This window comes from Streptomyces spinoverrucosus (assembly GCF_006539505.1).
Classification (GTDB): Bacteria; Actinomycetota; Actinomycetes; order Streptomycetales; family Streptomycetaceae; genus Streptomyces; species Streptomyces spinoverrucosus.
Window position 1 is genome coordinate 63,473 of sequence record NZ_BJND01000043.1, and the last position, 14,154, is coordinate 77,626.

The window sequence follows — 14,154 nt, forward strand, 5'->3', positions numbered from 1 at the left end:
GCCTCACCGTGCGGGACCCCGTCGTCGTACCGTCGTACCGTCGTGCCGGAAGGGACGGCCTAGCCCAGCAGACCCCCCACCAGCCCGGGCTCCGACTCTCCGTCGCCGGACCCCGTGCCGCCCGTGGAGCCCGTGCCGCCCGTCGAGCCGCTTCCGCCGCCCGACGTGGGGCCGGAGCTGGTGCTCGGGGCCTCTTCCACCGGCGACGACGGTGGCGCCTGACCCGCCGTCGTGCCCTGTGTCTGACTCGGCGAGCCGCCGGTGACCGCGCCGGTGTCGCTGGTCGCACCCGGCGTGGTCGCGGTACCCGCGGTGGGTGCGGCCGAGGTCGCGCCCTGCGTCGGCGAGCTGGCCGCGGCCGACGGCGTGGTGCTGCGCCCGCGGTCGTCACCGGGCTTCGACGGCAGCGGCGAGCCGGGCAGTTCGTTGCGCGGCGCCTCGCCGGGCCCGGGGACGACCACGCGGTCGGAGTCCCGTACCGCACCGCCGAGCAGCGAGCCGACCAGCAGCGTGAGCCCGGTGACGATCGCCGTGACGAGGGCGCCCCGGCGCAGCACGTACCGCCGCAGCTCCCAGATGTCGGAGCGCGGGCCGAGTCGCCGCCAGGCGAGCCCGGCCAGCCGCCCGTCGATGGAGTAGACGGGCGCCCCGGCGATGATCAGCGGCGACCAGGCGGCGAGGTAGATGATGTCCGGGGCGTCGTACACCGGGACGCTCTTCCAGCTGACGGTGACGAGCAGCGCCGCGGAGAGCAGCGCCCCGCCCACCGCGGCGACCCGCTGCCAGCAGCCCAGGACCGTGAGCACGCCCACGATGACCTGCGCGAAGGCGATCACGAGCCCGGAGCCGACGGGGTGCTGGAGCGCGAACTGACGCAGCGGCTCGGCGACTTCCCAGGGGTGCAGGGTGTTGAGCCACTTGACCATGGAGCCGCGGTCGCCGCCGTCGAAGTAGACGGGGTCGCAGAGCTTGCCCATGCCGGCGTAGATGGAGATGGCGCCGAGGAAGACGCGCAGCGGGAGCAGGACGACGCCGAGGTTCATGCGGCGGCCGGGGTAGTAGGCGTGCCGCGCGGGGTCGTCGCTCTGCCGCCGGGAGCGCGGCTCGGTGTCCTCGTCCTCCGGGTAGGCCTCCATGTCGTCGGCGTAACCGTCGTCGGCGTAGCGGTCGTCGAACCGCTCCCCGGCGTAGGGGGTTTCGTCGTACGCGCCCTCGACGGTCCGCATCGCCGGCAGCAGCCGGGTGCCGGCGCGCTCGTGGGTTCGCTGGGCGCCGACGACGGGGGTCTCGACGGTCTGGTCGAGGTCGTCGTAGCCGTCGTAGGCCTCGTAGCCGTCGTAGCCGTCATGGCGGCCGTAACCGGCGTCGACGTCGACGCGCGGGATGACCTGGGTGGCTCCGGCGTCGACGGACGGTTCCTCCGGATGGCGGATGCCCGCACCGCGCACGGCCTGGAGCAGGCGGTGGGCGCCGGTGTCGTCGGGGGCGGACCTGCCGCTCCACACGACCGGGCGGCGGCGGGCTTCGCCGGCCTGGGCCGCTCTGCCCGCCGTACCGACGACCGGCACGCGGGGGGTGTCCTCGGTGGCGCTCAAGTGCCGTGCGACCCGCGGCGACTGGGCGCGGCGCGAGGAGGCGCCCAACTGCACGCGGAAACTCGCGTGATTGACGATGATCTGCGCCGGGTCGCTCGGCACCTTCACCATGCTCAGCGCGGGAGCGTCGTCGAATCCCGACGAGCGGTCCCCCGTGGGTGTGCGGGGTGTTCTGGTGTCCACGCGCATCTAACCGAGTGACGTGTGTTTAGGACACTGCTTTGACCCGCCGGATCTGTCCGGACCGCGTCAAGCTTGCCCGAACCGCCCGGAATACCCCGAGCGGGTGACCCTGCCGAACGACTGTTCAGGCTCGCCGTCGTGCTGCCTCGTACAGCACGATCCCCGCGGCCACACCGGCGTTGAGCGACTCCGCCCCACCCGGCATCGGAATCCGCACCCGGAAGTCACAGGTCTCCCCGACCAGCCGCGAAAGACCCTTGCCCTCGCTGCCGACCACGACGACGACCGGCCCCTGAAGGGCCTCCAGCTCCCCGAGCTCGACCTCGCCGTCGGCGGCGAGCCCGACCACGACGATCCCGGCCTTCTTGTACGCCTCCAGCGCGCGCGTGAGGTTGGTGGCGCGCGCGACCGGCGTACGGGCGGCCGTACCGGCGGACGTCTTCCACGCACCGGCGGTCATCCCGGCCGCGCGCCGCTCGGGGACGACGACGCCGTGACCGCCGAACGCGGACACGGACCGCACGACCGCACCGAGGTTGCGCGGGTCGGTCACCCCGTCCAGGGCGACGATCAGCGGGTCCTCGCCCTCGTCCGCGGCGGCTTCGGCGAGGTCCTCGGGGTGCGCATACTCGTACGGCGGCACCTGCAGGACCAGCCCCTGGTGGTTGAGCCCGTTGGTCATCCGGTCCAGCTCGGGGCGCGGTGCCTCCATGAGGTTGATGCCGCCGCGCTCGGCCGCGAGCTGCAGCGCCTCGCGGACCCGCTCGTCGTTGTCGATGAACTGCTGGACGTACAGCGTGGACGCGGGCACGCCCTCGCGCAGCGCCTCGACGACCGGGTTGCGCCCGACGACCAGCTCGGACGTCCCCTTGCCGCCACGGCGCTGGGGCGCACGGCCCTGCGCGCGCCGCGTCTTCGCGGCGGCGGCACGCTGCTTGGCGTGGCCCTTGCGCATCTCGGCGGGGGGCGTCGGCCCCTTGCCCTCGAGGGACCGGCGCCGCTTGCCGCCGCTGCCGACCTGCGCGCCCTTCTTGCCGGACATGCGGCGGTTGTTCGCGGCCATGACCTACCTGTCTGTGGTGAGTACGTACGTCTATGAAGTGTGCCGCCCGGTTCCTGTGGGCGGCACATCGAATGTGCCGTTGCCTCGGCTTCCGCTCAGCGCGGGCCGAGGCTCCAGCGCGGTCCGTGCGGGCTGTCCTCGATGACGAGCCCGGACTGCTTGAGCTGGTCGCGGATGGCGTCGGCGGTGGCCCAGTCCTTGCGGGAGCGGGCCGCCTCACGCTGGTCCAGGACGAGGCGTACGAGGCTGTCGACCACCCCGTGCAGATCGTCGCTGCGGTCGCCCTCACCGGCCCAGTGCGCGTCCAGCGGGTCCAGGCCGAGGACGCCGAGCATGGCTCGCACCTCGGCGAGGCGGGCGACCGCGCCCTCCTTGTCGTCGGCGGCCAGGGCGCTGTTGCCCTGCCGGACCGTGTTGTGCACGACCGCCAGGGCCTGCGGCACGCCCAGGTCGTCGTCCATCGCCTCGGCGAAGGCGGGCGGCACCTCGGCGGCGGGCTCGACCGGACCGCCGGCCAGCTCCACCACGCGCTGCACGAACCCCTCGATCCGCGCGAACGCCGACTCGGCCTCGCGCAGGGCCTCCTCGCTGTACTCGATCATCGAGCGGTAGTGCGGGGTGCCCAGGTAGTAGCGGAGCACGATCGGGCGCCAGTGCTTGACCATCTCGGACACGAGCACGGAGTTGCCGAGCGACTTGGACATCTTCTCGCCGCTCATGGTGACCCAGGCGTTGTGCAGCCAGTACTGGGCGAAGTCGTCGCCGTAAGCCTTGGCCTGGGCGATCTCGTTCTCGTGGTGCGGGAAGACCAGGTCCAGGCCGCCGCCGTGGATGTCGAAGGCGCTGCCCAGGTACTTGTGCGCCATGGCCGAGCACTCCAGGTGCCAGCCGGGGCGCCCGCGGCCCCACGGGGTCTCCCAGTCGGGCTCGCCGGGCTTGGAGGCCTTCCACATGGCGAAGTCGCGCGGGTCGCGCTTGCCGGTGATGCCCTCCTCGGTGGGCTGGCGCATCTCTTCCAGGTCCTGCCGGGACAGCTCCAGGTAGGCGGGCCAGGACCGTACGTCGAAGTAGACGCTGCCGTCGGCCTCGTAGGCGTGCCCGCGCTCGATGAGGCCGCGCATCATCTCGACCATCTCGGTGATGTGGCCGGTGGCGCGCGGCTCGTACGTCGGCGGCAGGCAGCCGAGCGCGCGGTAACCGTCGTCGAACGCGCGCTCGTTGTCGTACCCGATGGACCACCAGGGGCGGTCCTGCTCGCTCGCCTTCTGGATGATCTTGTCGTCGATGTCGGTGACGTTGCGGATGAACGTCACCTCGTAGCCGCGGTACGCGAACCAGCGGCGCAGGATGTCGAAGTTGAGCCCCGAGCGGATGTGCCCGATGTGCGGGGCCGCCTGCACGGTGGCACCACACAGGTAGATCGAGACACAACCCGGCTTGAGCGGGGTGAAGTCACGGATCTGCCGGGCGCTGGTGTCGTACAGGCGAATAGTCACCACTCCAGGGTAGTGGGCCGGGGGCTGTGCCTCGTGCCCCCTGTGGACAAGCCGCGTCTATTCGTGACGTTCCCTTCAAGATGCGGTCAGCCGACCCGCACCACCAGGGCCGTCGCCACCGCCATCAGCCCTTCCTCGCGCCCCGGGAAGCCGAGCCCGTCCGTGGTGGCCCCGGACACGGACACCGGTGCCCCGGCCGCCTCCGACAGGACCTTCTGGGCCTCGTCCCGGCGCTTGCCGATCTTCGGGCGGGGCCCGACGACCTGCACCGCGATGTTGCCGATCCGGAAGCCCGCCTCACGCACGATCCGCGCGGCCTCGGTCAGCAGCGCCACGCCCGACGCGCCGGACCACTCCGGCCGCCCGGTGCCGAAGTGCTGGCCCAGGTCACCGAGCCCGGCGGCGGAGAACAGCGCGTTGCACGCGGCGTGCGCCACGACGTCCGCGTCGGAGTGCCCGGCCAGGCCCGGCCCCTCGCCCTCCCACTTCAGGCCGGCGCACCACAGCTCGCGGCCCGCCTCGAAGGCGTGGATGTCGGTGCCGATGCCGACCTGCGGAAGCGGCGTCTCAGAAGCCATCGTTCAGCCTCCTGCGGGCGAGCACGGCCTCGGCGAGCACCAGGTCCAGCGGCCGGGTGACCTTGAAGGCCTCCTCGTGCCCGGGGACGACGACCACCGTGAGACCGAGCTGCTCGACCATGCTGGCGTCGTCCGTGACGTTGTCGGTGACGGTCTCATGCGCGCGTACGAGGGTCTCGCGGTCGAAACCCTGCGGGGTCTGCACGGCGCGCAGCCGCGCCCGCTCCGGCGTGGCCAGCACGGGCTCCGGCTCGCCCGGCGTCCGCGCGGGCTCGACCTCCTTGACGGTGTCCGCCAGCGGCAGCGCCGGCACCACGGCGGGCGCGCCCGCGCGGACGGCGTCGATCACCGCGTCCACGGTGTCGACGGGGACGAGCGGCCGGGCGGCGTCGTGCACCAGCACGATGTCGTAGCCGGGGGGCAACACGTCGAGGCCGCGCTTGACCGACTCCTGCCTCGACTCGCCGCCGGGGACGACCAGGAAGTCGGTGCGCTCGGGCAGGGCGTGCGCGTCGAGCAGCGACTTGACTTCGGCGGTTTCGTCGGGCGGGGCCACGACGACGACGAGGGAGACGGCACGGGATGCGGCCAGCGCGCGGACGGCATGGATGAGCATGGGCGTGCCGTTCAGCGCGCGAAGCGCCTTGGGCGCACCCGGACCGAGGCGCACGCCCCGGCCGGCGGCCGGGATGACCGCGGCGGTACGGACTCCTGCGGGCGAAGGGCGCGAAACGTCAGACATCGGTTCCTGTCAGGTTTGTGTGCTCGGCCTACGTGGGTATGGCCTCAGCGTGCATGCGTGCGGGCGCGCACCGCTCAGACCGGACCCTTCCGTGACCCTGGTCGAGCCGGCCGCCCGGGCACGGCACGCACAGTACCGGGGGGAGTTTTCCTCGGCGCACGGCGGACGTACGGACGGCCATCCGCTGGGACGCGCGGATGGCTGAAAGACGACCATGCACGCTCGGGTACGAACATGCCGCAGCGCCCGGCGACTGGGAAGTGTCATCGGGCACCGCGGCATTTCGGTGTGCGCTTCGTGAGCTTCGTTGTGAGCGGAGCGGTCCTGCCTCACGTCAGGAGGCGAGCACCTCGTCGAGCAGAGCCTCGGCCTTGTCCTCGTTGGTGTTCTCCGCGAGGGCGAGCTCGCTCACCAGGATCTGGCGGGCCTTGGCGAGCATGCGCTTCTCACCGGCGGAGAGTCCGCGCTCGCGCTCACGACGCCACAGGTCACGCACGACTTCCGCGACCTTGATGACATCGCCGGAGGCGAGCTTCTCCAGGTTTGCCTTGTAACGACGCGACCAGTTCGTGGGCTCCTCGGCGTACGGCGCGCGCAGCACCTCGAAGACCCGGTCCAGCCCGTCCTGACCGACCACATCACGCACGCCGACGAACTCCGCATTGTCCGCTGGCACACGTACCGTCAGATCACCCTGGGCGACCTTCAGCACCAAGTAGGTCTTGTCCACGCCTTTGATCTGGCGAGTTTCGATGGCCTCGATCAGCGCGGCCCCGTGATGGGGATAGACCACGGTGTCGCCAACCTTGAACGTCATGTGACAGGTACCCCTTCCGTGGCTATCCAGGGTAACACGGAAACGGCGGGTTCTGAATGGCGTTTTCGCAGGTCAGGGCATATCTCGGGGCTTGACAACAGCAACAGGAACGTGCTTCGGCCAACCCTCGGAACAAGGTATTCGCAGGTCGGAGCGGCTCTTCGGGCCGAGTGAAACGTGCGCGTTACGCACATCCGGGGACCCCGCCGGACGGCCGAACATCCCTAAATGTCCGGTTCCAAACGCTCGACTTCCGCTACTCCGTTCGGCGCCTGGCGGTCGGTACGAGACGTTTCCGGAATTGATCACGAGACCCGTGGCCGACCCTCCCGTGATCAAATTCCGGGTCGGCCGCGCATTCCTTCACCTAAATTTCGCGAAGGCTTATGTGAATGCCGTACGAGCACCGGACACGCCCGAACAGGGAGGCTCTCCGTACCCCCTGCTGAGCGAAGCCGGGCGGCCGCCGGGGAGGGTCGGGTGCGGCCGTCCGCGGACGGCTCGGTAACCTAAGGCCGCTGACAGCCACTTAGGGCGGCTTTACTACGACAGCTGCCCCTGCGTTCAAGGAGTTGCCGCCGCCGTGAGCAGCAGCCTTCGACGCGGCGCCCTCGCCGCCACCGCCATCGCTTTCTCGATCGCCTCGCTCGCCGCCTGCGGCGCCGGCAACAACTCGCAGACCCTGGAGATCAAGCCGGACAACGCGGCCACCAGCGTCGGCGACATCAAGATCCAGAACGCCCTGGTCATCACCCAGGCCGACCCCGAGGCGACCGGCCCGGCCGTCGTCTCCGCCACCGTCTTCAACTCCAGTGACCGCGCCCAGACGCTGGAGTCGATCAGCCTCGACGGCGCCCAGCAGGTCAAGCTCTCCCCCGCGTCGGGCAAGGGCGCGCTGACCATCCCGGCGGGCGGCTCGGTCGTCATCGGCGGCAAGGGGAACGCGTCGGCGGTCCTGGAGAACGCCGAGTCCCTCACCGACGGCGACGCCCACAAGGTCACCTTCTCGTTCAGCCAGACCGGGGACGTGAGCCTGCGGGCGTTCATCGTCCCGGCCGAGGGCTACTACGCATCGTGGGGCCCGAGCGGCAGCCCGGCGGCGAGCCCCTCCCCCACCGCTTCGCCGACCGGTGCGGCGGGCGAGGCCGGGGAGACCGGTGAGGGCGGCGGTGAGGGCGGCGCGACGGGCACCGAGACCGGGGCCGCCTCCGGCACGCCGACCGACCCGGCGTCCGCGTCGGCCACGGGGGCGGCGGCGGGCGACACCGCCGGGCACTGAGCGTCGTACAAAGGCCATACATGAAGGGCGGGACCTCACCGGGAGGTCCCGCCCTTCAGTGCTTGCTGGTGATCGGGGTTTACGGCTCGAACTTGTAGCCGAGACCGCGGACCGTCACCAGGTAGCGCGGCGCGCCCGGGTCCGGCTCGATCTTGGCGCGCAGGCGCTTGACGTGGACGTCGAGGGTCTTGGTGTCACCGACGTAGTCGGCGCCCCAGACGCGGTCGATGAGCTGCATACGGGTCAGGACGCGGCCGGCGTTGCGCAGCAGCATCTCCAGCAGGTCGAACTCCTTCAGCGGCAGGTCGACCTTGGAGCCGCCGACGGTGACCACGTGCCGGTCGACGTCCATGCGGACCGGGCCGGCCTCCAGGGCCGCCGGGGCCACCTCCTCCGGCTCGCCGCGGCGGCGCAGGACGGCCCGGATACGGGCGACCAGCTCGCGCGAGGAGAACGGCTTGGTGACGTAGTCGTCGGCTCCTATTTCGAGCCCGACAACCTTGTCGATCTCGCTGTCCTTGGCGGTCACCATGATCACGGGGACGTTGGAGCGGCCGCGCAGCTGGCGGCAGACCTCGGTGCCCGGCAGGCCGGGCAGCATCAGGTCGAGGAGGACGAGGTCGGCGCCGTTGCGCTCGAACTCGTCGAGTCCGTCGGGCCCGGTGGTCGCGACGGCGACCTCGAAGCCCTCCTTGCGGAGCATGTACGACAGGGCGTCGGAGAAGGACTCCTCGTCCTCGACGACGAGCACACGGGTCACGGAAGGACCTCCGGGGCGGGAAGCGATTCGTACGGGGGTGTTGCGCGGGATGAGTCGGCGGACTGCCCGGCCTCGGCCTCGTCGTCGAGGGCGGGGTGCTGGTGCGCCCGGTCGCGGGCCAGACCCGCCTCCGGCAGTCGCAGCGTAAAGGTGGAGCCCTGTCCCTCGGAGCTCCACACCGTGACCTCCCCGCCGTGCGAGGCGGCCACGTGCTTGACGATGGCGAGCCCGAGCCCCGTACCACCGGTGGCACGGGAGCGGGCGGGGTCGACACGGTAGAAGCGCTCGAAGATGCGCTCCTTGTCCTTGTCGGAGATGCCGATGCCCTGGTCGGTCACGGCGACCTCGATGATGTCCCCGCCGGAGCCGCTGACGCGCCGGGCGGCGATGCCGACGCGGGTGCGGGCGGGGGAGTAGTTGACGGCGTTCTCCACCAGGTTGCCCAGCGCCGCGGCCAGCTGGCTGCGGTTGCCCCAGACATGCAGGTCGGCGGTGCCGCCCGCGGCCATCGTGATCTGCTTGGTGCCCGCCTGGTGGCGGCAGCGGTCGATGGCCTCGGCGACCAGTTCGTCCACCCGGACCGGCTCGGCGTCCTCCAGCGGGTCGTCGTTCTGGACCCGGGAGAGGTCGATGAGCTCCTGCACCAGGTTGGTCAGCCGGGTCGCCTCGATCTGCATCCGCCCGGCGAAGCGCTCCACGGCCTCCGGGTCGTCGGAGGCGTCCATGACGGCCTCGGAGAGGAGGGAGAGCGCGCCGACGGGGGTCTTCAGCTCGTGGCTGACGTTGGCGACGAAGTCGCGTCGTACCGCTTCTATCCGGCGGGCCTCGGTGAGGTCCTCGACCAGCAGCAGCACCAGCCGGGAGCCCAGCGGGGCGACCCGGGCCGAGACCGCGAGGGCCTCGCCGCGGCCGGAGCCGCGCCGGGGCAGATCCAGCTCGACCTGGCGTATCTCGCCGTCGCGCCGGGTGTCGCGGGCCATCTGGAGCATGGGGTCGACGGCGAGCTTGCCGCCGCGGACCAGTCCGAGGGCGTAGGCGGCGGAGCTGGCCTTGACGACGGCGTCGGCCTCGTCGAGGACGACGGCCGAGGAGCGCAGTACGGACAGCACGGTGTCCACGCCCGGTGGCAGCACCGGGTCGGTGTGCAGGGAGGTGCGGGTGGGCCGCTTCAGGTCGCGTTCGCTCCAGCGGAACGCCAGCATGGCGATGACACCGGTGAGCACACCGGCGATCGCTGCCGCTGCGGCGACCGCCGCGTTCACGTCCATGCATCCAGGTTAGGCATGCACTACCCCTTGCCCACAGCCGTCCGAGTGCGAGCTCGAACACTCGTCGCTCAGAGTTCACCTTGGAGCCAGTATTGATTCATTTGGGGTGGCCGAAACGGACGCGTGGGGCCCGGATCGTGGGAGCGTGGGGTTCGTAACACCGGTTCACGACGGGGTCCCGGCGGATACGCGCGGTGCTCCGCCAGGCCCCCATGAATCCTCCTGAATCCCCCAAGAAATCGCACGAGAGGGAACCCTGATGCGGGACGCGTACCACGAGGAACTTGACTCGATCGGCGACGGCCTGGTCGAGATGGCCCGGCTGGTCGGGTCGGCGATCGGACGCGCCACGACGGCCATTCTCGACGCCGACCTGAAGCTGGCCGAGAGCGTGATCGAGGCCGACAAGAAGGTCGACGACCTGCAGCACGACCTGGAGGCCCGGGCGATAGCCCTGCTGGCCCGCCAGCAGCCGGTGGCGACGGACCTGCGGATCGTGGTCACGTCGCTGCGGATGAGCGCCGACCTGGAACGGTCCGGCGACCTCGCCCAGCATGTCGCCAAGCTCGCCCGTCTGCGCTTCCCCGCGCGCGCGGTCCCGCACGACCTGCACGCGACGATCCTTGAGATGGGCCAGCTCGCGCAGCGCCTGATGGCGAAGACGGCCGAGGTCATCGTGACCAAGGACATCGACCTGGCGATGCAGCTGGAGCAGGACGACGACGAGATGGACCTGCTGCACCGCACCCTCTTCCAGCACCTGATCGACGACCGCTGGAAGCACGGCATCGAGACAGCCGTGGACGTCACGCTGCTCGGCCGCTACTACGAGCGGTTCGCGGACCACGCGGTGGCGGTGGCCAAGCGTGTGGTGTTCCTGGTGACCGGCGAGCACGCGGATGAGCTGCAGGCGGACAAGGTGCCGGGGGTGGACGGGGCCTGAGCGGACACCCCGGGTACCTGTCAGGGGCGCGTTTCCGCCTCCGTGCGCCGTTGATGCGCCCGGCGAACCGGGCATGAAATGGGCACAGGCACAGTGCCTTGAGGAGGGACCCATGGCCGAATCCCCCAGCACGCCCGGTACGACGACGCCCGACCCCACGCAGGAACGCCCCACCGAGCAGCCCGCCGACATCAGGAGCCTGACGCTGATCGGCGCGTGCGGCTGCGGCTCGGGGTGCACGTGCGGGTGCCAGCAGGGGAATCCCTGCCAGTGCGGCTGACCGGTTTTCTCGCGTCCTTACGACGGTGAAGGGCCCCCGGCGCGATTGCCGGGGGCCCTTCGCGTCGCCGTGGGGGGCGTCGGGGCGCAGCATGGAGATGGGCAGCACGGAAGGAGGTGCGAGGCCATGACCCAGTTCATGGACGTCCACCGCGGCATGCTGGGCATCACCGCGGACCAGCTCCAGGAGGCCCACCAGGCCGACCTCGCCATAGAGAAGGAAGAGGGCGTGCACTTCAAGCAGGCCTGGGCGGACCCGGACTCCGGAATCGTCTACTGCCTCTCCGAGGCACCTTCGGCGGATGCGGTCCAACGCATCCACGAGCGCGCGGGGCACAAGGCGGACGAGATCCATCCGGTGCCGTTGACGGTCTGACGCGTCATCCGCGCCGCGACCCCCTGCCGCGAAGACGGTGCCGGCAGGGGGTCGCTCTTGGCTTGATCGGGTGGGCCTACTTCTTCTTGCCCTGATTCTTGACCGCCTCAATGGCCGCCGCAGCCGCGTCCGGGTCGAGGTACGTGCCGCCCGGGACGACCGGCTTGAAGTCGGTGTCGAGTTCGTAGGACAGCGGGATGCCCGTCGGGATGTTCAGGCCCGCGATCTCGGCGTCGGAGATGCCGTCGAGGTGCTTGACCAGGGCGCGCAGGCTGTTGCCGTGGGCGGCGATCAGGACCGTGCGGCCGGTCAGGAGGTCGGGGACGATGGCGTCGAACCAGTACGGGAGCATCCGGACAACGACGTCCTTCAGGCACTCCGTCTGCGGGCGCAGCTCCGGCGGCAGAGTCGCGTAACGCGGGTCGGAGAACTGGGAGTACTCGGCGTCGCGGTCCAGCGCCGGCGGCGGGGTGTCGTAGGACCGGCGCCACAGCATGAACTGCTCCTCGCCGAACTCGGCGAGGGTCTGCGCCTTGTCCTTGCCCTGCAGGGCGCCGTAGTGGCGCTCGTTCAGGCGCCAGGAACGGTGGACCGGGATCCAGAGGCGGTCGGCGGCCTCCAGGGCGAGCTGCGCGGTGCGGATCGCGCGCTTCTGAAGTGAGGTGTGGACCACATCAGGCAGCAGGCCGGCGTCCTTCAGCAGCTCGCCGCCGCGCGTCGCCTCCTTCTCGCCCTTCGGGGTGAGGTTGACGTCCACCCAGCCGGTGAACAGGTTCTTCTCGTTCCACTCGCTCTCGCCGTGGCGGAGGAGGATCAGCTTGTACGGTGCGTCGGCCATGGCTTCGAGCCTACCTAAGCCCGAGCGGCGCGAGCGGGCCGCCGGAGCATGCCCATGCCACGGGTTCCCCCGCTTCTTTAATTTCAAGTAGATTCCCCCCCAACCTTCGACCACGTTGGTGTGTCTGGCTGCCCCAGACCTGTGTAGGTGCCCAGGAGGAAGAGGAGCTCAGAACGTGACGGTGCGTTCCTTTGCACGGCGGATACGACCGCGAGTCGAGCGGAAGGCCGCTGAGCGGGTCTGGCAGCTGCGGACGATGCGGCGCCGCCGCAGAGCAGCGGTCGGCGACCCGGTCCTGCGTCCGGTGACGGTGCGCGGCCAGCAGCTCTACGGCCGCATCGTGACCCGTTTCACCGCCGCCGAGGCCGCCGCCACCAACCTCGATCTGGTGGTCGCCGCGCTGGAGCAGGAAGGCATCTCCTACTTCCTCGTGCCGACCTCCCGCATCCGTCACACCGTGGGTGTGAACGCCGTCGACCGGCAGCGGTTCCTCGCCGCTCTGGAGGCCCGGAACGCCGGGAAGGCCGTGTTCATCGGGCGGCCGCTGCCCGGTGGGCAGCTGGAGAACCCCGCGATGTTCATGGACAGTGTGCTGCCGAACGCGCTGCGCACGGCCCCCGTGCTGCGCATCGGCGAGAACCACCTCGGCCCCGCCGGCCAGCTGCTCGCCGGGCCGGAGCTGGCCTGCGACGTGGAGTTCTGGGAGGACGGTGCCGCGGTGCTCGCCTCCGCGGAGGGGGAGCAGCGGCTGGCGAAGGTGCAGCCGCAGGCGTCCGAGGACGTCTTCCGCGAGTCACTCATCGCGCCCCGCAACAACGGCGTCACCGATGTCCTGCCCGTCGCCGAGCAGAAGCCCGCCACCGTGCGGGTCGGCGACCGGGAGCTGCCGAGCTTCGCCCCGCTCACCCTGCCGACCGTCAACCGCGTCACGTTCCCCGTGGACATCGTCTACACCTGGGTCGACGGTGAGGAGCCCGAGATGCGGGCCAAGCGGGCCCGCTACCAGGAGCGCGGCACGGCCGAGATCCTGGACAAGGAGATCAACGCCTCCCGCTACACCAGCCATGACGAGCTGAAGTACTCGCTGCGCTCGCTGGCGATGTACGCCGACTTCGTCCGGCACATCTACCTCGTCACCGACGGCCAGAAGCCGCACTGGCTCGATGACGAGGCCGAGGGCATCACGGTCGTCGACCACCGCGACATCTTCCCCGAGGGCGTCCTGCCCGTCTTCAACTCGCACGCGATCGAGACCCGGCTGCACCACATCCCCGGCCTGTCCGAGCACTACCTGTACTTCAATGACGACGTGTTCGTCGGCCGCCGGATCACCCCCGAGCACTTCTTCCACGGCAGCGGCCTGATGAGGGTTCCGGTCTCTCCGCTGAAGATCGGCGTCGGCAAGCCGCACGCCGAGGAGACGGCCACCAACTCCGCCAGCAAGAACGTCCGCCGGCTGCTGCTGGAGAAGTTCGGGCGGATGACGACGAACAACTTCATGCACACCCCGCTGCCGCAGCAGCGCGAGACGCTGCTGGCCTTGGAGGAGCTGTTCGCGGAGGACATCGCCCGCACCACGGCGTCCCGCTTCCGCTCGCCGACGGACATCGCCCTGACGGCCCCACTGCTCTACCAGTACGCGCTGATGACCGGCCGGGGCGTGCCGGGCAAGTTCGGCTTCCGGTACGTGAACATCAGCCGCCCGGACGCCGAGGACCGCCTGGCCGACCTTCGCGACAACCGCCGCTTCGACTTCTTCTGCCTCAACGACGTCGACGTGCCGCCGGAGGAGCGCGAGCAGGTCAGCGTCCGGATGCACGCGTTCCTGGAGAACTACTTCCCGTTCCCCAGCCCGTACGAGAAGCAGCCGGAGCACACAAAGAGGCCCACGGAGCAGCAGCCCGTCCCCTCCGAGCAGCAGAGCTGACGGGGCCCCG

At 70.7% G+C, this 14,154-nt stretch carries 14 protein-coding genes; 5 read left to right on the forward strand and 9 right to left on the reverse strand.

Annotated elements, in window-relative coordinates; all coding sequences use genetic code 11:
- Window positions 1–59 precede the first annotated feature (59 nt).
- The 6 genes from SSP24_RS27350 to SSP24_RS27380 all read right to left on the reverse strand — a co-directional run bounded on the left by SSP24_RS27350 (window position 60) and on the right by SSP24_RS27380 (window position 6,474).
- A complete protein-coding gene (locus SSP24_RS27350) occupies window positions 60–1,784 on the reverse strand; it encodes a DoxX family protein (RefSeq protein ID WP_167529723.1) in 1,725 nt (574 codons plus the stop codon).
- A 118-nt stretch (window positions 1,785–1,902) separates the two neighbouring features.
- Window positions 1,903–2,841: a 23S rRNA (guanosine(2251)-2'-O)-methyltransferase RlmB gene (rlmB, locus tag SSP24_RS27355; RefSeq protein ID WP_141312374.1), complete on the reverse strand. Its 939-nt coding sequence runs from the start codon at window positions 2,839–2,841 to the stop codon at window positions 1,903–1,905.
- 95 nt (window positions 2,842–2,936) lie between these two features.
- Window positions 2,937–4,337: a cysteine--tRNA ligase gene (cysS, locus tag SSP24_RS27360; protein ID WP_141312375.1), complete on the reverse strand. Its 1,401-nt coding sequence runs from the start codon at window positions 4,335–4,337 to the stop codon at window positions 2,937–2,939.
- Window positions 4,338–4,423: 86 nt separating this feature from the next.
- Complete coding sequence (gene ispF / locus SSP24_RS27365; protein ID WP_141312376.1) at window positions 4,424–4,915, reverse strand: 2-C-methyl-D-erythritol 2,4-cyclodiphosphate synthase; 492 nt, start codon at window positions 4,913–4,915, stop codon at window positions 4,424–4,426.
- Window positions 4,905–5,657, reverse strand: a complete 753-nt coding sequence (gene ispD, locus SSP24_RS27370; RefSeq protein ID WP_141312377.1) for a 2-C-methyl-D-erythritol 4-phosphate cytidylyltransferase — start codon at window positions 5,655–5,657, stop codon at window positions 4,905–4,907. Before ispD ends, ispF begins: the two co-directional genes overlap by 11 nt.
- 334 nt (window positions 5,658–5,991) lie before the next feature.
- The gene (locus tag SSP24_RS27380; RefSeq protein ID WP_003953493.1) at window positions 5,992–6,474 is read right to left on the reverse strand and encodes a CarD family transcriptional regulator; all 483 of its coding nucleotides are present in this window, start codon (window positions 6,472–6,474) and stop codon (window positions 5,992–5,994) included.
- 583 nt (window positions 6,475–7,057) lie between these two features.
- On the opposite strand from SSP24_RS27380, the gene SSP24_RS27390 reads away from it, so the two are divergent.
- Window positions 7,058–7,753: a copper chaperone PCu(A)C domain-containing protein gene (locus SSP24_RS27390; RefSeq protein WP_141312378.1), complete on the forward strand. Its 696-nt coding sequence runs from the start codon at window positions 7,058–7,060 to the stop codon at window positions 7,751–7,753.
- Window positions 7,754–7,832: 79 nt separating this feature from the next.
- Here the strand turns inward: SSP24_RS27390 and phoP are convergent, their stop codons facing one another.
- The gene (gene phoP, locus SSP24_RS27395) at window positions 7,833–8,513 is read right to left on the reverse strand and encodes a two-component system response regulator PhoP (protein WP_043502011.1); all 681 of its coding nucleotides are present in this window, start codon (window positions 8,511–8,513) and stop codon (window positions 7,833–7,835) included.
- The gene (gene phoR, locus SSP24_RS27400) at window positions 8,510–9,781 is read right to left on the reverse strand and encodes a two-component system sensor histidine kinase PhoR (RefSeq protein ID WP_141312379.1); all 1,272 of its coding nucleotides are present in this window, start codon (window positions 9,779–9,781) and stop codon (window positions 8,510–8,512) included. The genes phoP and phoR overlap by 4 nt, the downstream gene beginning before the upstream one ends.
- A 259-nt stretch (window positions 9,782–10,040) precedes the next feature.
- Between phoR and phoU the strand changes: the two genes are divergently transcribed.
- The 3 genes from phoU to SSP24_RS27410 all read left to right on the forward strand — a co-directional run bounded on the left by phoU (window position 10,041) and on the right by SSP24_RS27410 (window position 11,379).
- On the forward strand, window positions 10,041–10,724 hold the full coding sequence (gene phoU, locus SSP24_RS27405) for a phosphate signaling complex protein PhoU (protein ID WP_141312380.1): 684 nt from the start codon (window positions 10,041–10,043) through the stop codon (window positions 10,722–10,724).
- A gap of 112 nt (window positions 10,725–10,836) precedes the next feature.
- A complete protein-coding gene (locus SSP24_RS43045) occupies window positions 10,837–11,004 on the forward strand; it encodes a hypothetical protein (RefSeq protein ID WP_167529724.1) in 168 nt (55 codons plus the stop codon).
- 126 nt (window positions 11,005–11,130) lie between these two features.
- Complete coding sequence (locus SSP24_RS27410) at window positions 11,131–11,379, forward strand: SCO4226 family nickel-binding protein (protein ID WP_141312381.1); 249 nt, start codon at window positions 11,131–11,133, stop codon at window positions 11,377–11,379.
- A 76-nt stretch (window positions 11,380–11,455) separates the two neighbouring features.
- On the opposite strand, the gene SSP24_RS27415 is transcribed toward SSP24_RS27410, so the two are convergent.
- A complete protein-coding gene (locus SSP24_RS27415; RefSeq protein ID WP_141312382.1) occupies window positions 11,456–12,217 on the reverse strand; it encodes a phosphoglyceromutase in 762 nt (253 codons plus the stop codon).
- Window positions 12,218–12,392: 175 nt separating this feature from the next.
- Here SSP24_RS27415 and SSP24_RS27420 point away from each other — a divergent pair, with 175 nt between their 5' ends.
- A complete protein-coding gene (locus SSP24_RS27420) occupies window positions 12,393–14,144 on the forward strand; it encodes a stealth family protein (RefSeq protein ID WP_141312383.1) in 1,752 nt (583 codons plus the stop codon).
- Window positions 14,145–14,154: the final 10 nt, after the last annotated feature.